Below are 22,609 nucleotides of genomic sequence, written 5' to 3'. Positions count from 1 at the left end.
GTCAGGACGCGGAAGCGGTGTTCGGGGTTCACTATAGGGCGTGGGCGGTGAAGTGAAATTTAAATCCGTCAGGCGGGTATTTTTAGTTTTTTACTCTGTGATTTAGGTTGGGTGAGGTTGGTATTTATCTGTTTGTGCTGCAGTTGAGGGGAAGATTTGGCGACGGTTGTGGCGTTTTTTTCACCATTTAGTCGGAAGCCGATAGATGTTAACAGGTTGCTAATTTATTGCAGGAGAGGGGTAATTTAACCCTTCGTGAAGTGCGGGAAAGATCGTGTTTTGGCGGTGAGGCTAAATGCAAAAAGTGCGGTTTTAGTGGGAGAGATGGGGCTGGAAAAAAGACACTGTGAGCTTAATCAAGTTTGCTGCCGGACTTCAGCGTGCAGACGTAGAGCGGCGAGTTAATAGAACTGAGCAGAATCGCTTTCTCATTGAGCTTCTGGGCGTTGAGGAACAGGCCGTCGTGGCTGTCCGACATCTCACGCATAAAGTAGTCGAAGATGACGTCCGGAGACTCATCAATGGATGAGGCGCTGGATTCCCACTTACTGATGCGATAGTGGCGCTCAGTGGTGGAGATACGCTTGCTGGTGTAGCTGAATTTGACGTAGCGCTGGAGATAGAGCCAACCGGCGGCGGAGTCGGTATAGCCTTCGACCACCATCGACCCCTTCCCATTAGCGGCAAAATTAAAATGAATGTTGCCGTTAACGTTCTCTTTCTCCATGTTCTCAAAACGCATAATCGCTTTTGTCGAACAGCTCATGATCCCGCCGTTTTCGACGGGCAGCAGCTTCCAGGCACTGAACCCAGCGGCGGCAATAAACACCAGGCTGGAAAGAGCGAAAAAGGGGCGAGGGGCGAGTCTCATTGCGGCTTCCATGAATAGTAAAAATAGTTATCGCAGTAGCTGAACGGGTTATCTTCATGCATCGCGCAGTGGGCGAGGAATACCCGGCCCAGGCCGTTGGTTTCCAGCCGGTCGCCATAGAAGAAGACAAAGCGTTCGCCGGGTTTGCACTCCAGCTTCAGGCGCTGGCGTACGACATCAAAATTCTTGCCATAGGCAGTTCCGGCAACGGAGCGCAGCATCTCATCGCTGGCCAGCAGCTCGCACTGACTGTGGCTCATTTGCGTTAGCATGATGGGTCGCGACTCGCTGGTGCCAAGAAAACTACACACCACCAGCAGCAAGGAGATCGTGAGCAGGCTGACGCCGGCGAGATACCAGCAGGTGCCGCGCGCGTGCCGGGTGGAAACAGGCTTTTGTTCTGGCGGCGCGGTGGTTTGGTCTGGCTCAGGATCGATAGCGGGCTGCGGCGGTGCAGGTTCAGGGATAGCGTCCAGCATCTCAATGGTGAGATCCGGGTTGAGCTGCAGCAGGCCGCGCGACACGGTGACAATAATGTTATCGATATCGTAGTGGCGGAAGGTTTTGCGCAGCATGCTCAGATACTGATTGAGATTGCTGTTCGACGAAGTTAACCCGTTATCATCCCAGACCTTTTTAAGCACCTCATCACGGCTAACCACGGCGGTATGGCGCAGGAAAAACCACAGCAGCGCGTTGGCGGTAATTGACAGCTGGCTGTCCGCCTCCTCGCTTCCCGGTAGAGTTAGTGTGCCGTCCGTTGCATCATAAATAAGACGGCCATGGATGTTATAACGCATCGCGGCCTCAATCTATCACGTCATACTTCACGTTGCAGGTGCGTTGGCTGCGCTCGCTCACCTTGGTCACATAGTTATCTATGCTCCCAGGGATTCGCTCCCTTGCCGCCTTCCTGCAATGCGAATTATTTAGTGTATATATGTTCACACAGGAAGCGTCATCTTCGTCAGATCGCTGACCAGCGACTGCCGGTGCCCGGCGCTCATCGTGCGCCCCTCGGTTAATTCCGATAGCCAGATGCCGTCCGCGGCATAGCGCACCAGCGTGCCGGTATGGCTATTGTCCAGTTCGTCACCCTTCGCCAGATGGTCAAGCATCCAGTCGCGCCAGCATTTTCGCAGTACCGGCTCATCCGGCATCGCCAGCGACAGCACCATTAACTGGCGGCTCTCCTGGGTGTCCGTCAGCTCCGGGGCTGACAAGTAGTGCAGATAGGCGCGGGTAAAGCGGCCATAAGAGATATTATCTGCAGCCATCAGCTCTGAAATCGCTTCTTCCATAATGGCCAGCAGGCGAGCAAAGAGGGCAAAAATCAGCGCCTGTTTGTTCGGGAAATGGTGCAGTAAGCCGCCTTTGCTGACACCCGCCTCGCGCGCAACGGCGTTTAGCGAGAGAGCGGCGATTCCGTCCCGACCGGCAATGGTGGCCGCTGATTCCAGCAACTGCTTATATAAACGGACCGGGTCTTTTTTTCGATGTTGGGCTTCTGTGTTCATGGCCCGAATCATACCGACCAGACGGTATGATTATTCTTGATCGCTATCAATATGCGAAGAGGCGCACCGGGACGGGATTCGGTTATTGCGTGGAGGCTCACAATTCACCTTGTGAAATGTGGTGGTATTCGTGCGTAACGAATACCACCAGCAGAGATTCACATAGAGTTCAAATGGATAGCCAGGCCGCTTTCACCCGGTGACAGCTCCGGGCGCAGAGCCAGAGAAGGGATCAGGTAATCGCCATGGTTCTGGCGGCGGAAGGGGATCGGCGCGGTTTCGGTGAGCGTATCAAGCCGCTGGGCCAGTTCGTCGCGCAGCGTATTAAAGCGATGTTCATCGATTTTGTCGGTACGGTAAAACACCAGCGGCGGCAACACGTCAAAGCCGGGGTAGAACAGCATCCCGTGCTGAATGGGGAACAGAATATCGTCGATAGGACCGTTAATCCCGCGCGGCGCGTAGTGCTCTGCCCATCCTCCGGCGGTGACGATCAGCATCGCCCGTTTGCCCGCGAACGTCCCTTCACCATAGCGATCTCCCCAGTGTTTGTCGCTATGTTCGCCGACGCCGTAAGCAAACCCGTAAGCGTAAACCCGGTCAATCCAGCCTTTCATAATGGCGGGCATGGAAAACCACCACAGCGGGAACTGAAAAATCACCATATCGGCCCACAGCAGCTTCTCCTGTTCGCCAGTGATATCCGCGCGTTGCGTGCCGTGGGCAAAGGCATATTGTGAATCCCGCGTTGCCCGCCAGACATCTCCGACCGGCAAAGCGTTACTGTCGTCGGCATCAAACCCTGCCTTCCAGCGCATGGCGTAAAGATCGGAAACCTGTACTTCGTGACCGGCCTTTTGCAGATGCTGCACGGCAAAATCTTTCAGCGCACCGTTAAGCGAACGTGGTTCGGGATGGGCATAAATCAGTAACACTTTCATTGAGATCACCTCTGAGTCATGGAGAGCTGCAGAGTAGAGGGCGCGGCGTTATAGTAGAAATGAATTACCTTAATGGCAGGTATAGTGATGATTAATATTCAGCGTCTGGACCTCAACCTGCTGCGCACCCTCGACGTGCTGCTCAGCGAAAATAACGTCACTCGAGCGGCGCAGCGCCTTAATTTGTCGCAGCCCTCGGTCAGCGTTCAGCTGGCGAGGTTGCGGGAGATTTTCGCCGATCCGCTGCTGCTGCCGGGTCCGCGTGGGATGCAGCCTACCGCCCGCGCCGATGAACTGCGCGGACCGCTGCGCGATGCGCTACTGGCTCTGGAGCTGGCGGTAGCGCCAGTTCAGGCATTTGATCCGGCGACGGCGGCGCAGACCTGGCGCGTGGCGGCAACGGACTATATGGCCTCGGCGATCCTGCTGCCAGCGCTCAACGTGCTGCGTACTGCTTCTCCTGCCAGCCGTCTGGCGGTGTTTGAACTACAGCCCTCGCGGTTGATTCAGCAGGCGGATCGCGATGAAGTAGATCTGTTTTTCCATACTCATGACGGCGCGCCGCCGGGGTTGCATCAGCGTCTGCTGTTTCGCGAACGTTATGTGCTGGCGGGCAGAGCGGGGCATCCGGCGTTGCAATCAACATTGAGCCTGAAGCAGTTCTGCCAGTTAGAACAGGTGATTGTCTCGCCAGACGGCGGGGGATTCAGCGCCGCAACCGATACCGCGCTGGCGAACCTCGGGCTGGCGCGGCGGGTTGTCCTTTCGGTGCCACATTTCCTGTTTATGCTGGAGACGCTGCGCAATAGCGAGCTGGTGGCGGTGCTGCCGGAGCGTCTGGTGCGCGGAACTCGTGGCCTGACGGTGGTCGAACCGCCGCTGGCGGTGGCTGGGTTTGATATGCTGATGCTGTGGCACGAGCGCTGGCACCGCGACCCGGCGCATCGGTGGCTGCGCCAGCAAATCGTCATGTCATTAGAGGATAAGCGATGTTAAGCGGATTAAATCACCTGACCCTGGCGGTCAGCCAGCTGGCGCCGAGCGTGGCGTTTTATCAGCAGCTTCCGGGGATGACGCTGCACGCGCAGTGGGACAACGGCGCGTATCTCTCCTGCGGCGATCTGTGGCTGTGCCTGTCGCTGGACCCGCAGCGGCGCGTCACCCCGCCCGAGGAGAGCGATTATACCCATTACGCATTTAGCATTGCGCAAGAGGACTTTGCGGCGTTTTCCGAGCGTTTGAATGCGGCAGGCGTCCCGGTATGGAAGGTGAATAAAAGCGAAGGCGCATCGCACTATTTCCTCGACCCGGACGGTCATAAGCTGGAGCTGCACGTCGGCAGCCTCGGCCAGCGCCTGGCAGCCTGTCGGGAGAAACCCTATAAAGGCATGGTGTTTTTTGGCGAGAACTAACAGGCGGCTGGGAGCCTGTAGCCCGGTCAGCGTAGCGCCACCGGGAAAATAATCTGAAGCTAAATTGTGCGTTATTTCCCCGGAGGCGGCGCTTGACGCGCCTGTCCGGGCTACCGGCCCGATGATTGCTGGGAACCCGTAGCCCGGTCAGCGTAGCGCCACCGGGGAGATTAGCTTCGCGAATTACCCTTCCAGATTTAGTTCGATATTGCGTTTGAGCACCAGGCGCATCATGACGTAATAGACGACGCCCACCGCCAGCCAGCTCAGCCCGAGCACCTTCGCCTGAGCGTCCATCTCATAGATAACAAAGCCGATAATGCACAGACCCACCACCGGGAACAGCAGATGCATCACCAGATTGCGTGACTTATTGCGAATGATGTAATGGTTGATCACAGCGATATGCAGCACCAGGAAACCCATTAATGCGCCGAAGTTCACCAGGCGGCTAAGATTGTCGATATCACCATAGAACCAAAGGCCGGAAACCAGGGAAATCAGCGCCACAAACAGGGTGCTGACGTAAGGCGTTTTCAGCCGCGGATGCACTTTCGCCAGCAGTTTCGGCAGTTGCTTATCACGCGCCATCGCAAACAGAATACGCGACACGGCAGCCTGAGCCACCAGCGCGTTGGCAATCCCCCAGGAGATCACCGTTGACCACATAGTGACGTACTTCAGCCAGCCGCCGCCCGCCAGATTCGCGGTATCGTAGAAGGCGGTATCGAGGCTGCTGAACGTCATCCCCTGCGCCAGATCGGCGGCAATCCAGGTTTGCAGGATAAACAGCGAACCCACCAGCATCAATGCGCCCAGTGAAGCCTTGCCCACGGTATCGACGCCGCCTTTCGTTTCTTCCGAAAGCGTGGAGATCCCGTCGAAACCCAGGAATGAGAGGACGGCGATAGAGACCGCGCCCATCACCAGCGGCAGGCTGAACTTATCGGCGTTATACAGCGGGTCGAGCGTCAAATGGCCTGCGCCCGCGCCGGAATAGAGCGCGATCAGCCCCAGCACGACGAACACCGACAGCACCACGATTTCGGCGATCAAAATCGTGTTATTAGCCCGAGCGGTAAAGGTAATGCCGCGCAGGTTAATCAGGCTGTTAATGGCGATAAAGCCGACGATCCACAGCCAGCCCGGTACGCCAGGCAGCATGGGCGCCAGCGCCGCTGCGCTGACGATATAGAGCAGCGACGGCACCAGGATATAGTCCAGCAGGATCAGCCAACCGGCAAAAAAGCCGACAATGGGATGAATGCCGCGCTGAGCATACGCGTATACCGAACCGGAAACCGGGAAGGCGCGTGACATCGACCAGTAGCTCATGGCGGTAAAAAACATCGCCACCATGCCGATGAGGTAGGCCAGCGCTACCATTCCCTGCGCGCCGTCCCAGACGTAGCCAAAGACGCCAAACGGGGCGATGGGCACCATAAAAATCATGCCGTAGACCAGCAGGTCGCGGAACGTCAGTGCCCGGTGCAGCTCCTGCTTATAGCCAAATTGTTCGACGCTCATGCCTGCTCCCCTTCAATACGCAGGGAGAGCTGTTCAGCCACTGATTTCGGTAAGGCATAACGACAGGTTTTCAGCGGGTCGACCACCTGACAGATTTGCAGATCGCCTGCGATGCTCAGAATGCTGATGGCTTCCGCCAGCGTCAGGGACGTGTTATCCGCGATAAAGTGCGCCATATGGCGGGTAGCCATGGCGGCGGCCTCATCAAGCGTTAGGGCAGAGGCCAGGGTGAAGAGCGTCTCGCTGTTTTCGAGCATAGGCAGCGGCAGCTTGCGGTTTTTAACCACCGTCAGCTCCACCAGCACTTCACCAGGGATTTCCAGACCGCAGACCGAGACTTCGCCATCGCCCATCGCGGCGTGTAAATCTCCCAGTCCGAACAGCGCGCCGGGCACGTTGACCGGCAACCACAGCGTGCTGCCTGCGGTAATCATTTTGCAATCCATATTGCCGCCGTGGCTATCCGGCGTGCCGCAGGAGATGGCTTCACCTGCCGGGGCGACGCCGATCACGCCAACCATCGGGTTGAGCGGAACGCGCACGTTACCGGGCAGTACGGCCTGGTCGTTTTCAATGGGAACGATAGTGACCTTCGGGGCATCGAGTTCGTCGCCAATCACACCCAATTGCGGCGCGGTGACCATCACAGCTTGCTGACCCGTCAGGGTAATACGCTTGATCGTAACTTTAAGCGCATCGCCCGGCACGGCACCCTCGACGTACACCGGCCCGGTCGCCGGGTTAATACGCTGCCAGTCCAGCTCGTTGAATACGGCATCGGCAGAGGTAATTTGGTCAGAGAAGCAGTCACAGGTTTCGAACAGCACCTCACTACCGCTACTTACGGTGGCGACAGGGGCGTTATCCCGCGACATGGCGTAAACCACCTGGTCTTTGGTTATTTTCATGACATTCATCCCGATTATATTGTTGTGTTTTTATATTTAGAATTTCCCCTGCGGGGAGAAGGTGAATGTATCGGGATTATGATGGGAAGGCAATTAGGCAAGATCTTATAAACACAAACGATATGTATTTTATGATAAATCATGTATTTAAGTATATTAATGACAGTGATTTATATGTTGGTTATTTAGGTTGTCATTTGTTAATTGTTTACTGCGGCGAATTGATTATTCAGCATATTGCTCTGCTGACACCTGTAAGGATTTTGTTCTCAGGGAAGGGAAAATCCCGGAGGCGGTGCTTGACGCACCTTGTCCGGGCTACGGGTCCGAAGATGGTTGGAGACCTGTAGCCCGGTCAGCGCAGCGCCACCGGGAAGGAAACCTGAAGCTGCATTGTGTGTTGTTCCCTTGAGGTGGCGATTAACGTCCAGACCTGCAGACAGCTGAAATGCTCTGTGCCGGTTCACAATCCTGCCCTGTATTCAGTATTTACATTTAACTTATTAATGGGCGTGGTTATTATTGTTGTACTTAATGCTTCACGGAAGAGAATGCTAAAAATGAAAGCCACAGAAGCCCGATTACTTGATTTTCTCAAACGCTCGCAGCAATTTGTTATCCCGATCTATCAACGCACCTATTCATGGTCTGAGCAGCAATGCCGCCAGCTTTGGGACGATATTCTTCGTGCCGGGCAGCGTGATGATATTTCGGCCCATTTTATTGGCTCCGTTGTTTATATTGAACAGGGGCTATATCAGGTTTCGGGGATTTCTCCGTTGCTGGTTATTGATGGTCAGCAGCGTCTGACCACTGCAATGCTGCTGCTTGAAGCGCTATCCCGTCACCTTGGTGATGAAGAGTTAATTGATGGCTTCTCCGCCATGAAATTACGCAATTACTATTTGCTCAACCCTTATGAATCCGGGGAGAAAGGCTATAAGCTGCTGCTGACGGAGACCGATAAAGACAGCCTGCTGGCGCTGATTAAGCAAAAACCGCTGCCTGAAAACGGTTCGCAGCGTATCGCGGCCAATTTTGAATTCTTCGATGAGCAAATCAGTAAATTAGGTGATGACCTGATTTCGCTGTGTCGCGGGTTATCAAAGCTATTGATTGTCGACGTGGCGCTCAATCGTGGGCAGGACAATCCGCAGCTGATCTTTGAAAGTATGAACTCCACAGGGAAAGCGCTCAGCCAGGCCGATTTAGTGCGTAACTTTATTCTGATGGGGCTGGAACCGGAGCATCAGACGCGGCTGTATGATGACCACTGGCGGCCGATGGAAATTGCCTTCGGGCAGAAAGGCTACAGTGAATATTTCGACAGCTTTATGCGCCATTACCTGACTGTCAAAACGGGGGATATTCCCCGTACCGATGAAGTGTATGAAGCCTTTAAGCTGCATGCGCGTAGCCTGCCTGTCGCCGAAGCGGGTGTCGATGCGCTGGTGGCGGATATTCAACGCTATGCGGAATATTTTTGTGCGATGGCGCTGGGCAAAGAGAGCGATAAGCCTCTCGCGACTGCGTTTCAGGATTTGCGGGAATTAAAGGTTGATGTTGCCTATCCATTCTTGTTGGTGCTGTATCACGATTACCGTGAGAAGGGTTTATCGCCCGATGATTTCCTGAGCGCAATAAGGCTGATTGAGTCGTATGTTTTCCGCCGCGCAGTGTGCGCCATTCCCACTAACTCGCTAAATAAAACCTTCGCCACGTTTTATCGGGTACTGGATAAAGAAAACTATCTGGAAAGTATTCAGGCGCATTTACTGGAACTGCCGAGCTACCGACGTTTTCCAGATGATGATGAATTCAGCCTTAAATTAAAAGAGCGCGATCTGTATAACTTCCGCAGCCGCAGTTACTGGCTGCGTCGTCTGGAAAATTTTGAGCGTAAAGAGCGCGTGGCGGTGGATGAATATACGATTGAACACATTATGCCGCAGAATGAAAATCTGCCGGTAAAATGGCGTGAAGAATTGGGCAGCGACTGGCAGCGGATACATAAAGAACGGCTGCATACGCTGGGGAATCTGACGTTAACCGGCTATAACTCGCGTTACAGTGATAAAGCCTTTGTGGAAAAACGCGATATTGCTGGCGGCTTCAAGGAAAGCCCGCTGCATTTAAACGTCGGGTTAGGGCAGTGCGAGAAATGGGATGTAGCGGCGATGGATGTGCGGGCTGAGCGTCTGACAAAGCGTGCCGTTCAGGTCTGGTGCGCGCCTGCGCTGAGTGAAGAGGTGCTGAGCCAGTATCGTCAGCAGCCTGAAAAAATCATGAACTACAGCCTGACAGACTTCCATCAACTGGAAGTTGGTTCGCACAGCCGGATGCTGTTTGACCAGCTGGCGCCGGAAATTTTAAAGCTGGATGCAAGCATCACCCAGGACGTGCTGAAGCTGTATGTCGCTTTCAAGGCGGAGACCAATTTTGTGGACGTGGTACCGCAGAAAAGCCGACTGCGCCTGTCGCTGAATATGCCGTTCCATGAGCTGGTTGACCCGAAAGGTATGGCGAAAGACGTCACGGATCTTGGTCGCTGGGGCAATGGTGATGTAGAGGTCGGTTTCAGCGATATTGCTCAGCTGCCGTATGTGATGGGACTGATCCGTCAGGCGTTTGAAAAACAGATGGATAGCGCGGCGGTTTAGCCTCGATGTCAACCCGGCAGCGCGGAGGCTGCCGGATAGCTGATTTTATGGTTTCCGCTTGCGGGGCTTATCGGCAATGACGGCGATAAACTCCTGCACCTGACGCTGCTTACGCGCGGACAATTTAGACACCCGGCGCAGCGACTGTAGCAATGCGGGCTCTTCCGGCTCCGGCTGCTTTGCCGTCAGCACGATACAGCCGTCCATCACTTTGATATCAATTTTGGTGCCGGTGGCAAAACCGGCAGCTTCAAGCCACTGGCCTTTCATGATAATTGCCGGGATACGCTGATGATCTTCAAAGCGGCTCGCATAACTGACGGTGGCGGCGCGGTTATTTGTTGGGGAGACTTCTGGATCGGTGAATTCTGCAATAGAATGCTGGGTAGTCATGATGGCTATTCCTCTAGAAATAGTGATTGTGATTAGCGAGGCGCTCGTGTTGCAGCACGGGCGTCTTGCGAAAAATACCTGGATATATCATCAGGGAATAGAAGGAAAGTCCAGCTGAAAATGAATGAAAATAACGGCGTGGATGCGGGGATGGATTATTTCTGATGATGGGAATAAAGCGGCTATTTAGCCGCTTTATTGGTTTTCGGGGGCGGGTTAATTGATGACGGCGTCGGTGAGGGCGTCGGCCAGGTGGAGCTGGGTTTTTTGGGCGGATTTAATTTTAGAAGTCAGAGCTTCACATATCTGAATGTATTTGGTTATATTTTCAACGATTTTTAACTGCTCATTATATCCAGGTAAACCAATTAGTAATTCTGAAACTTGGTTTCTGGAGACATTTTTCATTGATGAACTTGTTCCTCCAGCTACTTCTTTATAATACTCACGTGAAAATAAAGAGTTATTCACTATACTTATGTAGTGAGCGCTGACAAATGAGGAAAACTCAAACCGAATTATTTTATCGCTGAGCATAAGATTGTTGGGTGTGTTCTCAGGAACAACAACAGAACGAGCGACAAGTTCTGCTGTATTTGCACGAGAAATTAAGAAGTTATTTTCTTTTACTTCATATTCTTCTCTCGGTGATAAATGAGCTGGAAGAGCTTTATTTTCTTCCGGCTGATATTCACCCCAAGTGACGGCACTGATTTTCAGTACACCCCATTGTTCTCCCGATCTTGGTGTATTTTCACATTGAGGACTCCAGCCAGCTTCGGATTTAAGGGCTAGTTCACCCAAGCGGCACCATACCCACCCTTCCGGCAGTTCAAACGGTTTTTCCTTATCACTAACCGGTGGCAACGGTTTTTGCTTTTTAATTTTCCCGTCTTTCACCAGCTGCGCTTTTTCCTGCACAATACGTTTGAGTAATTCAGAAGCCGGTTCGTCGTTCGGATCCTGCGGCACCAGTTTACCCATCACCGCCAGTTGCAGAATGGTCTGTTTTAAGGCGTCAATGCTGGCTTCGGTGGTAAACAGCGTATCGAAATGCTCGCTGATACGCGCCCAGTTTTCGGCCAATTCATCGGCGTTCTGGCTGTCGGTTAGCGTGGTTAGCAGGGTTTCAACCAGCTGTTGATGGGCGTCCAGACTGGTCAAGGAGTGCTGTTCCAGTTGGTCGCATAAAGTCATCAATTCATTTACTTTTGATACGATGGCTTTCTGTTCGCTTTGAGGTGGAATCGCTATTGTTAAATTATAAGCATCGTTACGATTTAAGCCGGGCTTAATTCCTTTTCCCAAAGTATCGAGGCCTAAGGTATGAAATTGTATAAAGACAAACTCTAGATCCATCGCACTTGGAGGGATCGTGCTATAAGCAACATCTGTCACCCAGCAAGCAGCCTGATCTGAGAGGTTTAATGCCCCTGCTGAACCTTTTCTGCCGATGACAATACATGGTGATTTAATGCATGCTTCGTTGTGTGTGCCTACAATTCCATTGGAGCCATATACATTATATTCGCCAGAATTAGATCTTTTTTCTTGAGGTAAATTATTACCATATTCCATTTCATAGATGCTACCAAACCGTACCCACTCCCACCCCACCGGCAGCTCAAACGGTTTCTCTTCCTCGCTAATCTCCGGCAGCGGCTTGGGCTTTTTAATTTTCCCCTGCTTCACCATCTCGGCCTTTTCCGCCGCAATACGCTCCAGCAGCACCGATGCCGGTTCATCGTTCGGATCTTGCGGCACCAGCTTGCCGCGCACCGCCAGCTCCAGAATCAGCTCGCGCAGCTTCTTAATGCCGTACAGGTCAATCTTGCCCGAGCTGCCGCGCCCGGCGGTGGAGCGGGTTTGCAGCGCCGTGGTCCAGGTGTCGATATGGTCGACTATCAGTTTTTCCACCGCCATCAGTTGGCCTCCTTACCGGAGAGCGCTGCGCCGAGGATATCGCGCAACTGGTGGCGCAGGGTCTGGATCTCCTGCTGCTGCTTGGCGTACTGCGCCAGCAGTTCATCCGGATCGTGGCTGACGGCTTCCGCCTGGTGCGGGTTTTTGATATCGAGGTTAAAGTTACGGGCCATCACCTCGTCGATGCTGACCTTCCATGCCTGCTCGTTCTCGACGCGGCTGGCGAAGCCGTCGGCCTCGTTGCCCCACCAGTCGATCTCGGCCTGGAACTCGTCAAACTTCATCGGCTTGGTTTTGCTGTAGTTCTTCACGCCCGCCGGATACGGGTGCTCGTAGAACCAGATGTCTTTGGTCGGCTGGCCTTTGGTAAAGAACAGCAGGTTGGTTTTGATCCCGGTGTACGGGTTAAACACGCCGTTCGGCAGACGCACGATGGTGTGGAGGTTGCACTCCTCGGTGAGCAGCTTTTTGATCTTGGTTTTCACACCTTCTCCAAACAGCGTGCCGTCCGGCAGCACCACAGCCGCGCGGCCGTTTTTCGCCAGCACTTCAATAATCAATTGCAGGAACAGATCCGCCGTTTCGCGGGTCTGCATATCGGAAGGGAAGTTCTTCTCGATGCCATCTTCTTCGGTGCCGCCGAATGGTGGGTTGGTAACGATCACGTTCATCTGTTCATCCCACGATGACAGCGGCTTGTTCAGGGTGTTGTCGTGACGAATTTGCACCGGCACTTCGATGCCGTGCAGCAGCATATTGGTGGTGCAAAGCAGATGTGGCAGCTGTTTCTTTTCCACGCCGTGGATCTGTTTTTGCAGGATCTGGCGGTCAGCCACCGTGTGCGCATAGTTGTTTTTCACGTGGTCAAACGCGCAGGCGAGGAAGCCGCCGGTGCCGCAGGCCGGATCCATAATCGACTCGCCGAGTTTCGGATCAACGCGATCGACCATAAAACGGGTCACGGCGCGTGGGGTGTAGAACTCACCCGCGTTGCCTGCGGCCTGGAGATCTCTGAGGATTTGTTCATAGATATCGCCGAACAGGTGGCGTTCGCTGGCGCGGGTAAAATCGATCTCGTTCAGCTTGTTGATCACCTGACGCAGCAGGGTACCGTTTTTCATATAGTTGTAGGCATCGCTGAACGCCTGCTTAACCACATAGCCGCGCGGGTTGATATCGATCTGCGCGGGTAGATCTTTCAGCGTCGGAAACAGGTCGTCGTTGACGAACGCCAGCAGTTTATCGCCGGTGATCCCTTCGTTATCGGCCGCCCAGTTGCGCCATAGGTAGCGCTCCGGCATGGGCAGCCTGTATTTTTCCTGCTCGATTTCCAGCGCCTGCTCCTGGGCGTCGAAGATCTTCAGGAACAGTAACCAGGAGAGCTGACCCAGACGCTGTGCGTCGCCATCGACGCCTGCATCTTTGCGCATGATGTCTTGTAATGATTTGATAGCCGAGCTGATTGACATGGGGTCGTCCCTTTATAAAAAACAAAGCCACCTGCGGCAGACGGGCCGCAGGTGGCGTAATCAGGATGGTCAGGCGGAGCGGGAAGGAAGCTGATAAATTTCGCTTTCCAGGTCGATCACTGCCTGCATATAGGTGCCTTTATCGCCAAAACCGTCGGTGATGATCTCCTGCAGAGTTCCCATCTGGTCGAACGGTTTGAGCTTCAGCACCTGAATATTCTCGATTTCTTCCACGCCCGCATCGGCGTATTTGTCCAGCAAATTGCTGAGCACGGTCTGCGCGACATCGGAATATTTAGTGAAATAATTACGCTTGCGAACGTTGTCTGCGCGCTCTTTGCGCGTGAGCGGCGGCTGACCATACACCACATGGCAGAGCATGTCGAACGGGTCGAGATCTTTGCCAACCTCTTCCGCCAGCACATCCCAAAGGATTCCCTGTAATTCGAGCTCTTTGATCACCGCCGCTTTGCGGTCAGCATCTTGCCATTTCTGAACAAAATCATCCAGTGAGGCGCAGGCTTTGAGCACGGTTTTGCGGGTGTAATCTTTGAATGACTCGGTGACCAGCTTGCCGTCGGCATCGTAATACTGAACGCGCTGAGACACGACGCCTACGGTGACACCGTTAATATGGAATTTGCGGATTCGGTTGTCTTCCTCTTCCGGAAGTGGGCCTGAATTGTCGAATGAGCCGGTCGTATACGTTGCTGGATCTTCATCAGCCCCTGTAACGTCGTCCTCTGCAAAAACGTCAATATTGTCTTCATCCAGCTTTTCATCGAACCCGGAATCCGGGTCGGCAATGTCATCCGCAGTGGCTTCCATCACTTTTTCCGGGATGCCGTCGAAACGCTCATCGGCGAAGAGCTCAGTGGCCTTTTTAAAGTCGAGAATGGTGAACCACAGTTTGCCGTAGCTCTCTTCGATGCGAGTACCGCGGCCGATAATCTGCTTAAATTTGGTCATCGAGCGGATGGTTTGATCCAGCACGATCAGTTTGCAGGTTTTGACGTTCACGCCGGTGGTCATCAGTTCTGAGGTGGTTACAATTACCGGCCATTCTTTTTTCTTGTCGCTGAAATTCTGCAACTGACCTTTTCCTTCCTCGTCGTCGCCGGTAATTTTCATCACGTATTTATCGTTACGTTTTACCATCTCCGAGTTGAGATTGATCAGTGCCCGACGCATTCGTTCAGCATGAGGAATGTCTTCGCAAAATACGATGGTTTTATCCATCGGATTGGTGCGTTTGAGGTAATCGGTAATGGTTTTTGCCACCAGTTCAGTACGCTCGTCGATGACCATCGTGCGGTCGAAATCTTTCTGGTTATAGATTCGGTCGTCAATCAGTTCACCGTTGAGATCACTCTGGCCACGCACGGGCCGCCAGCCCTGTAAATCAACATCAATATCGACACGTACCACTTTGTAAGGCGCGAGGAACCCATCCTCAATGCCTTCTTTCAACGAATAGGTGTAGATCGGATCGCCAAAATAGTCGCTATTGGAGATCTCGTGCGTTTCCTTCGGTGTGGCAGTCATACCAATCTGGGTAGCGGAGCTGAAATAATCCAGAATTTCACGCCAGGCGCTGTCTTCGGAGGCGCTACCGCGGTGGCACTCGTCGATGATAATCAGATCAAAGAAATCTGGTGAAACCTGCTTAAACGCTTTTTGATGCTCTTCATTGCCGGTTAACGCTTGATAAAGCGCAAGATGGATTTCGAAAGCGGGATCGAGAGTGCGCCCGGTGATTTTGGTCATTGCGGAACCAAAAGGCTGAAAATCATCAAGTCGGGTTTGATCAACAAGGACGTTTCGGTCAGCCAGGAACAAGATGCGTTTCTTCACTCCGGCTTTCCATAAACGCCAGATGATATGGAACGCTGTCAGCGTTTTACCCGTTCCTGTCGCCATGACCAGTAATAATCTCTTTTGCCCGGTGGAAACGGCTTCTAGCGTTTTGTTGATGGCCTGAAGCTGGTAGTAGCGCAGCCGTTTCTCACTGCCGTCGTTGTAATAATCTTGTGTGACGATCGGCATCTGGGCGGCGGTATAACCTTTCCAGAGGCAATATTTCTGCCACAATTCGTCAGGCGTTGGAAATTCGTCGAGGGTAATTTCTCGCTCAATCGCGCCAGTAGAAGTTTTATCGTGGAAGATAAAACCATCACCGTTAGAAGCAAATGCAAAGGGAACGTCTAGCAGGTGCGCATAACCCAGCGCCTGCTGCATGCCTTTGCCGATTTCATGCTTATTGGCTTTGGCCTCGATAACAGCTAGTGGCATATTGAGTTTGTGGTAGAGCACGATATCGGCGGATTTCACCGTTCTACGCGCTGCGACTTTGCCGCGCACGATGACCTTACCGTCCCGGAGTTTGACCTCTTGTCTGATTTGCGTTGTGTCGTTCCAGCCAGCATCAAGGATGGCGGGCATAACGCGTTTGGTGATGATGTCTGCTTCCGTCAGGGTACTCAGGTTCAGGTCAGCCATAGTTCTCTCTTTACGTGAACAGGAACCTTCTGATTTTACATAATTATCAATTCCGGGAGAAGATATTTATGCACTCATTCAGGTATAGATTTTTATCAATTTTATTAATGTGTGAGGGATTTATTTTTAAATCATAAGATAATTCGCAGAATTCTTTCTTGTTCACCATTCCCTTTCCGTCTACTAATTTTATTTGATTAGCTGAATAATAAGAGATGCTAATTGATAAGAGAAGGATAATTGCACTGGATGGTTTTTTGTAATACATCGACAAGTAACGAAATGATGGAGCTATTAATAGTCTGAATGTAAGTGTAAGAACAAGCAATGCCAATATAAAACCTATCATTAGATCAATATTGCCAGATGGTCTGTTAAAATCTCCAGTAAGGAAAATTCTGTTGATTGCTATGCAAAACAAGAAGAATATTATTACATTAATAACAGCGTAGGTTTGAAGCACCTGAAAAAAATAAACACTATGACACACATTTTTTTTAAATCGAGTTGCTGTAGACATGCACAGCCAGAAAAAGACTCCAAACTTTATAGGTTGGATTAACAAAAGAATGTACCAATATAGTTGATTGAATATTAATTTAAAGCTAGTTATGGGAGCTAATTTAATTGAAAGAAAACTGAATGCAGCTATCAATGAGCCTACAATCAGTATTGATTTTAATAAATTAGCGCCAGAGTTTACCAGTGGAGCATATTCATGGGTGCCGTCATATATTTCAGGATGTTTAATGAATATATACATTTCCGAGAGGAAATCATACCCCGGAATAATTTTTAATGCATTTATCAAAAATGATTTTAGGTTACTTCTCATATATTTTTCCAGTCAGTTGAAATTATTACTCACTCCATCGCCACCTTCACCGCCATGCCCAGCTGCACCATCACCTCCCGATGTTTCTCAATCGGCGGCAGGGCGCAGTTGATCCTTAAGCAGTTACGATACTTCCCTGAAGCCGAAAACAGCGATCCCGGCGCGACCTGGATCTTCATGCGGCACAGCTGTTTGGCGACGCAGACCATATCCACCTGCTCGGGCAGTTCGACCCATAGCATAAAGCCGCCAGTTGGACGGGTGACGCAGATGCCGCAGGGAAAATATTCCCGCAGCCAGCAGGTGTAGAGCTCCATATTGCGCTGGTAGATCTGCCGCATTCTTCGCACGTGGCGGTGATAGTGGCCTTCGCGAATAAAGGTGGAGGCCGCCAGCTGGGTCGAGGGGACGTTGGTGCCGCTGGCGGCGTATTTCATCTGCAACAGGCGATCGTAGTAGCGGCCCGGGGCGACCCAGCCGATGCGCAGGCCGGGAGCGATGGTTTTGGTAAACGAGCTACAGAGTATGACCCGACCGTCGATATCCCACGAGTGGATGGTGCGCGGGCGCGGGTAGTCGGTCGCCAGCTCGCCGTAAATGTCATCCTCAAAAATCACGATATCGTGGCGCTGGGCGAGGCACAGCACGGCGCGTTTACGGGCGTCCGGCATGATGAATCCCAGCGGGTTGTTGCAGTTCGGCACCAGAATGACCCCTTTGATCGGCCACTGCTCCAGCGCCAGCTCCAGGGCTTCGACGCTGATCCCGCTGTTCGGATCGGTGGGGATCTCAATGGCTTTGATCCCCAGGCCGCGCAGCATCTGCATGGTGCCGTAATAGCAAGGGGATTCAACGGCAACGATATCGCCGGGCTGGCATACCGCAAGCAGGGCTAGCGATAGCGCACTGTGGCAGCCGCTGGTGATCACCAGCTCGTCGGCGGTGACGACGGAACCGCCATCGAGCATCAGGCGAGCAATCTGCTCGCGTAGTTCGCGGCGTCCGGCCAGCTCATCGTAGCTCAGCACATCGATAATATTATGCTGGATCACCCGGCTGAGCTCGCGCCACAGCGGTTTTAAACTCGGCTGAGATACGTCCGGGGAGCCGCCGCCGAACGGGATGATGGTTTTGTCATTGCGGGCGTCGAGCATGTTCAGCACCTGATCCCACTGGGTTATTTCCACCGGGCGCTGTACAGGGCGCGACATCGGCGGTACCGGCGGCTGGGCTTTTTGTGGCGCAACAAAATAGCCGGATCGCGGCTGCGGGGTGATCAGCTGGCGCTGCTCCAGCGTCTGATAAGCCTGCTGGACGGTGCTGATGCTGACGCCGTGCTCCTGGCTAAGGCTGCGCACTGAGGGCAGCTTTTCGCCATGGCGATATAGCCCTTGTTCAATACGCTCAGCCAGCAAATTGGCCAGATGTTGGTAGCGAGTCATGCTGTATCCCTTTTTGTTGCCATACAGATGGATAAACCGGTACAGATTGGCGGTGAAAACCGCACGCAGATATCGTTTTAATCAATCTGTATGTTAAAGAAAAGTGTTTTTTGAATCTGTATTGTCTAGCCTCAGATCCGCGAAGATAAAGCCTCTGGCAAGGCGAGGAGGCAGAGGATGGAATTTCACGAGAACCGGGCAAAACAGCCGTTTATCGGCTTCGTATTTTTAGGGCGAGCGATCAGAAAATGGTGGCTTCGTATGCAAACGCGACGAGTTCTGCGGCGAATGAGCGATGAACAGCTGAGAGATGTTGGATTGCGCCGGGATCAGATCAATTAAAACGTGCGGTTTTTCACCCCGCGCGCGTTCGTAGCCCCGGTAAACGTCAGCGCGACCGGGGTTTCCCCGGAGGCGGCGCTTGACGCGCCTGTCCGGGCTACCATACCAAACCGATACTCCATCGGGAATTTACATTCACAGAATTTATCATTTCATGCTTCTCTGTCCTTTGTTTCTTGATAGTTATCTTGATAAGTATTATTTTCCTCATCGTTAAATGAGGAAAAGAAGATGACCGAAGACGACCTGTTTGCCCGCCGCCCAATGGGGATGCGCATGGCGATGGTGGTGCGCCAGTGGCGCGCGATTATCGATTCTGCCATTACCGACACTGGCCTGACTCAGTCAAGCTGGACGGTGCTGATGCAGTTGCATCAGCTGGGGGATAACGTCTCGGTCAGCGAGCTGGCGGAGGTGCAGGGCATTGAACTGCCGCCGCTGATGCGCACCCTCACGCAGCTGGAAAAGCAGGGCTATCTGCTGCGTTCCACATCGCCCTATGACAAACGCATACGCCTGCTGACGCTGACGGCGGAAGGCCGATCGAGGCTGGAAGAGCTGAACCGCGTGATTGAGACTTATCAAAACCGCGTCACCCGAACCATTCCCGAGGCGGAACTTGCCACCTTCAGCGCCACGTTAAATCACATCGCCTGCAATCTGCGGACTATCCGCGAAGAAGATAATAAGATCTAAAAAACTATGATGACCCCTGAACAGAAGTTTGCCCGTTGGGTAAGGGTGAGTATTGCCGCGTTTCTGGCGATATTCGCCTGGTTTATCGTTGCCGATATCTGGATCCCGCTCACCCCGGACTCCACCGTGATGCGCGTGGTGACCCCGGTCTCGTCGCGCGTCTCCGGCTATGTCTCCCATGTCTATGTACATAATAATAGCCAGGTGAAGAAGGGCGACCTGCTCTATGAGCTGGACCCGACGCCGTTTATTAACAAAGTAGAGGCCGCGCAAATCGCCCTTGAGCAGGCGAAGCTGAGCAACCAGCAGCTGGACGCGCAGATCGCCTCTGCCCGCGCCAACCTGCGCACTGCCCAGTACACCGCGCGCAACGACAAGGTTACGCTCGATCGCTATCAACGGCTGAGCACTATGCAGAACGTCTCGCAGTCGGATCTGGATAAAGTGCGCACCACCTGGCAAACCAGCGAACAGTCGGTCAGTGCGCTCAGCGCCAGCATCCAGAACCTGCTGATCCAGCGTGGCGAACGCGATGATGCGCGCAACGTGACGTTGCAAAAGTATCGCAATGCGCTGGAAGAGGCGCAGCTTAACCTCGGCTGGACAAAGGTCCGCGCCGAAACTGACGGCATGGTAAGCAACCTTCAGCTCAATCCCGGACTGTACGCCACCGCCGCCACGCCGTTGCTGGCGTTGGTGAGCAATCACACCGATATCGTTGCCGATTTCCGCGAGAAGAGCCTGCGCCACACCGGCGTGAATACCGATGCGGCGGTGGTGTTTGATGCGCTGCCGGGTAAAGTTTTTAAAGCGCGCGTCACCAGCAGCGATGCCGGGATTCTGGCCGGGCAGGAAGAGGTCAACGGTCAGCTGTCGCAGCCTGAGCAGTCCACCCGCTGGGTGCGTGATGCGCAGCGTATGCGTATCCACGTAGCGCTCGATGAGCCGCTGGACAAGCCGCTGCCCACCGGCGCGCGCGCTACGGTGCAGCTGTATAATAGCGATGGCCCGTTTGCCCGCACCTTTGCTGGTGCGCAGATCCATCTGGTGAGCCTGCTGCATTATGTCTATTAATACCCTGGCGCGGGTATTCACCCCGCACGGCAATATCGTCTACACGCCCAATGATTTTCGCCAGACGCTGCGCATCGCCGTAGCCGGAACTATCGCGCTCAGCATTTCGACCTTCTACGATGTGCAGTACGGCGTCTTTTTCGTGGTTTATCCGCTGATGCTGCTTTCGCTGGTACCGGTATTTAACCGTCACGTGGCGCGGCAGTTTGTGTTCAGCGCAGCGGTAAACTGCGTCGAAATGGTGCTGATTGTCGGCTATCTTTCGCAGTGGCCAGTAATTATGACGCTGGTGGTCTTTGGCCTGTACGTGATGCGTTTTCGCTTTATGAGCCAGGGGCCGCTGTTTCTGCTGGGCTCGATGGGCGTGGTATGCCAGAGCACGATGCTCAACTTTATGAGCTATCCCACCAGCAATTGGCACACGCTGATGTTCTCCAACATGGAGGCGTGCGTAATGGCGGTGGCCCTCAGCGCGCTGCTCAACTACTTTATCCCGGACGTGGAACCGCGCAAGCCGCCGCCGCGTATTGAAAAAGATGCCGCTCGTATTCGCCATGAATCGCTGCTCTCCGGCAGCGTGGCGACGGTGATCTTTGTTATCTTCCAGCTCTGCGATCTGAGTGATTCCCTGTCGGCGCTGATGGCGGGGATCTTAATTCTCTTCCCGATGCACTATCGCGGGGCGGTGATTAGCTCGATCTGGCGCGTGGTGGGGGTGGTGATGGCCTGTCTCTATATTTTGCTGGTGCAGTTGGTTATCTATGATTTTAGCAACCATATGGTGCTGATGATGCCGCTGATTGGACTCGGCCTGGCCTTTAGCGCCCGCCTGCACGTGATGGAGAAAGTCGGCGCGGGTGTGGGCTTCGCCAGTATCACTACCATCGGCATTATGTTCGGTCAGAACTTGCATCCTGACCAGGATCTGGTGTTCAGCGATCTGTACCGCATTACCTCCGTAACCGTTGCCTTAGTGGTGACGCTGACCATGGTCTTTCTGGTGCATCGAATCCTGAACTGTTTTGCGCCGACGCGGTTTGTGTTTACGGAGTGAACCGTATTTTTACGTAGGGATAATAATGTGTGGTTTGACGTTTTGTGGAAAACCGCATAGGGGGCTCTAATGTATTAGCCCCTTAAAATAATATCTGATTAGATAATGCCTATTTATATAAAATAAAAATGAACCGTATGTGAAGTATCTTATATATGAATGAAATGGTCTTTTGTTACATAAAATAAAGTTAGTTCATGATTTATCTTAGGTATTTATAGCTTGCTTAATTTTTTGTTTTTATTGATTTTATTTTAATTTTTAGTGTTTTATTCTAATTTCATTAAAAATAAAGAGTTAAGTTTTTATTGTTTAATCTGAATTTCTTAAGATTATTCTTCATTCTGTTTAGTTTTATGTATTGATTTTTGATTGAAAAATGGTTTTTTATTCTTGTTTTTGTTGTTAAGTTGATATTTATACCTATTATTCACATTGCTTGAGATTTCATTAATATTAAGATTATAATCTCCACAAGAAATAAGATTATTATTGGATCGCACCAGGGAAAATATTTATATATTCACTTGATGTATAATTATGGATGATTATATAAGGATATGTGAATGTCATTATCTGTTTTTGGCTTTATGATTGATGATGCAAATTTTTGTTTCGACAGCCCACTTAAGATTGTTAATGTTTCTGGCCGTTTGCTGGGCACTAGCCCGATTGTTTTGCGTAGTACTATGTCTAATCTTTTATTCTTTCTTTTGATGCAACATCAAAAGGACATTATTACCGATAATGAAATCATGCATCATGTCTGGGATAAAAATGGGTTGAGTTCTTCACATTCCAGATTAGTGCAGGTGATATCAGCCTTAAAGCAAAATTTGATATTAGCTGGCTTTGACGAGAATATGATTGAACGAATCCCTGGGAAAGGGTACAGAATTACCTCTGGAAATATAAAAATACTCTATCAATCTTGAACGTTGGTTGTGAAGATATTTATTTTTTTAAATATATAAGTGAAGTGGCGATTTTATTATTACTAATATTATTATATCAGTATTAATAAATAATTGACCGCTATGGGACCG

20 protein-coding genes are annotated in these 22,609 nt (G+C 52.1%); 8 read left to right on the top strand and 12 right to left on the bottom strand.

The genetic code is table 11. The features are described 5' to 3' along the window. Positions 1-352: 352 nt before the first annotated feature. From QVF11_RS05665 to QVF11_RS05650, 4 genes are all read right to left on the bottom strand, one after another. Positions 353-871 (bottom strand): FidL-like protein, encoded by a 519-nt coding sequence (locus QVF11_RS05665; protein WP_112215162.1) that lies wholly within the window; start codon positions 869-871, stop codon positions 353-355. Then, positions 868-1,671 carry a winged helix-turn-helix domain-containing protein gene (locus QVF11_RS05660; protein WP_142512575.1) on the bottom strand — a complete coding sequence of 268 codons (804 nt, stop codon included), beginning with the start codon at positions 1,669-1,671 and terminating at the stop codon, positions 868-870. The genes QVF11_RS05665 and QVF11_RS05660 overlap by 4 nt, the downstream gene beginning before the upstream one ends. Before the next feature lie 144 nt (positions 1,672-1,815). Beyond that, positions 1,816-2,400, bottom strand: coding sequence for a TetR/AcrR family transcriptional regulator (locus QVF11_RS05655; protein ID WP_287855564.1), 585 nt, complete (start codon positions 2,398-2,400; stop codon positions 1,816-1,818). A gap of 146 nt (positions 2,401-2,546) precedes the next feature. After that, positions 2,547-3,329: an NAD(P)H-dependent oxidoreductase gene (locus tag QVF11_RS05650; RefSeq protein ID WP_287855562.1), complete on the bottom strand. Its 783-nt coding sequence runs from the start codon at positions 3,327-3,329 to the stop codon at positions 2,547-2,549. Between the two features lie 87 nt (positions 3,330-3,416). Here QVF11_RS05650 and QVF11_RS05645 point away from each other — a divergent pair, with 87 nt between their 5' ends. Together QVF11_RS05645 and QVF11_RS05640 are read left to right on the top strand one after the other, a co-directional pair. Then, positions 3,417-4,325 (top strand): LysR family transcriptional regulator, encoded by a 909-nt coding sequence (locus QVF11_RS05645; protein ID WP_287855560.1) that lies wholly within the window; start codon positions 3,417-3,419, stop codon positions 4,323-4,325. After that, on the top strand, positions 4,319-4,741 hold the full coding sequence (locus tag QVF11_RS05640) for a FosA family fosfomycin resistance glutathione transferase (RefSeq protein WP_287855558.1): 423 nt from the start codon (positions 4,319-4,321) through the stop codon (positions 4,739-4,741). The genes QVF11_RS05645 and QVF11_RS05640 overlap by 7 nt, the downstream gene beginning before the upstream one ends. Positions 4,742-4,924: 183 nt before the next feature. Here QVF11_RS05640 and QVF11_RS05635 read toward each other — a convergent pair whose 3' ends face one another. Then, entirely contained in the window at positions 4,925-6,268 is a 1,344-nt protein-coding gene (locus tag QVF11_RS05635) for an APC family permease (RefSeq protein ID WP_287855556.1), read from the bottom strand. Continuing rightward, the gene (locus tag QVF11_RS05630) at positions 6,265-7,176 is read right to left on the bottom strand and encodes an acetamidase/formamidase family protein (RefSeq protein WP_287855554.1); all 912 of its coding nucleotides are present in this window, start codon (positions 7,174-7,176) and stop codon (positions 6,265-6,267) included. The genes QVF11_RS05635 and QVF11_RS05630 overlap by 4 nt, the downstream gene beginning before the upstream one ends. A 560-nt stretch (positions 7,177-7,736) precedes the next feature. Here QVF11_RS05630 and QVF11_RS05625 point away from each other — a divergent pair. Beyond that, positions 7,737-9,836 (top strand): GmrSD restriction endonuclease domain-containing protein, encoded by a 2,100-nt coding sequence (locus tag QVF11_RS05625; protein ID WP_287855552.1) that lies wholly within the window; start codon positions 7,737-7,739, stop codon positions 9,834-9,836. A 45-nt stretch (positions 9,837-9,881) separates the two neighbouring features. On the opposite strand, the gene symE is transcribed toward QVF11_RS05625, so the two are convergent. The 6 genes from symE to QVF11_RS05595 form a co-directional block, all read right to left on the bottom strand. Continuing rightward, positions 9,882-10,229 carry an endoribonuclease SymE gene (symE, locus tag QVF11_RS05620; protein ID WP_287855550.1) on the bottom strand — a complete coding sequence of 116 codons (348 nt, stop codon included), beginning with the start codon at positions 10,227-10,229 and terminating at the stop codon, positions 9,882-9,884. Positions 10,230-10,445: 216 nt separating this feature from the next. Beyond that, complete coding sequence (locus QVF11_RS05615; RefSeq protein WP_287855548.1) at positions 10,446-12,152, bottom strand: restriction endonuclease subunit S; 1,707 nt, start codon at positions 12,150-12,152, stop codon at positions 10,446-10,448. Further along, positions 12,152-13,621, bottom strand: coding sequence for an N-6 DNA methylase (locus QVF11_RS05610; RefSeq protein ID WP_287855546.1), 1,470 nt, complete (start codon positions 13,619-13,621; stop codon positions 12,152-12,154). The genes QVF11_RS05615 and QVF11_RS05610 overlap by 1 nt, the downstream gene beginning before the upstream one ends. 69 nt (positions 13,622-13,690) lie before the next feature. Then, the gene (gene hsdR / locus QVF11_RS05605) at positions 13,691-16,120 is read right to left on the bottom strand and encodes an EcoAI/FtnUII family type I restriction enzme subunit R (protein ID WP_287855544.1); all 2,430 of its coding nucleotides are present in this window, start codon (positions 16,118-16,120) and stop codon (positions 13,691-13,693) included. A 46-nt stretch (positions 16,121-16,166) separates the two neighbouring features. Continuing rightward, a complete protein-coding gene (locus QVF11_RS05600) occupies positions 16,167-16,955 on the bottom strand; it encodes a hypothetical protein (RefSeq protein ID WP_287855542.1) in 789 nt (262 codons plus the stop codon). 29 nt (positions 16,956-16,984) lie between these two features. Beyond that, the gene (locus QVF11_RS05595; protein ID WP_287855540.1) at positions 16,985-18,397 is read right to left on the bottom strand and encodes an aminotransferase-like domain-containing protein; all 1,413 of its coding nucleotides are present in this window, start codon (positions 18,395-18,397) and stop codon (positions 16,985-16,987) included. Between the two features lie 177 nt (positions 18,398-18,574). Here QVF11_RS05595 and QVF11_RS05590 point away from each other — a divergent pair, with 177 nt between their 5' ends. The 5 genes from QVF11_RS05590 (at position 18,575) to QVF11_RS05570 (ending at position 22,498) form a co-directional block, all read left to right on the top strand. Continuing rightward, on the top strand, positions 18,575-18,739 hold the full coding sequence (locus QVF11_RS05590) for a DUF1127 domain-containing protein (protein WP_287855538.1): 165 nt from the start codon (positions 18,575-18,577) through the stop codon (positions 18,737-18,739). Positions 18,740-18,970: 231 nt separating this feature from the next. Then, positions 18,971-19,435 (top strand): MarR family winged helix-turn-helix transcriptional regulator, encoded by a 465-nt coding sequence (locus QVF11_RS05585; protein ID WP_142462166.1) that lies wholly within the window; start codon positions 18,971-18,973, stop codon positions 19,433-19,435. Positions 19,436-19,441: 6 nt separating this feature from the next. Next, a complete protein-coding gene (locus QVF11_RS05580; protein WP_142514850.1) occupies positions 19,442-20,509 on the top strand; it encodes an HlyD family secretion protein in 1,068 nt (355 codons plus the stop codon). Further along, on the top strand, positions 20,499-21,563 hold the full coding sequence (locus QVF11_RS05575) for a DUF2955 domain-containing protein (protein ID WP_287855533.1): 1,065 nt from the start codon (positions 20,499-20,501) through the stop codon (positions 21,561-21,563). The genes QVF11_RS05580 and QVF11_RS05575 overlap by 11 nt, the downstream gene beginning before the upstream one ends. Positions 21,564-22,129: 566 nt before the next feature. Beyond that, complete coding sequence (locus tag QVF11_RS05570; RefSeq protein WP_287855531.1) at positions 22,130-22,498, top strand: winged helix-turn-helix domain-containing protein; 369 nt, start codon at positions 22,130-22,132, stop codon at positions 22,496-22,498. Positions 22,499-22,609 lie beyond the last annotated feature (111 nt).

The organism is Klebsiella sp. (assembly GCF_027492335.1).
Lineage (GTDB): Bacteria > Pseudomonadota > Gammaproteobacteria > Enterobacterales > Enterobacteriaceae > Klebsiella > Klebsiella huaxiensis.
The sequence above is the reverse complement of the archived record's forward strand: the minus strand, read 5'-3'. Positions and strand labels throughout refer to the sequence as shown.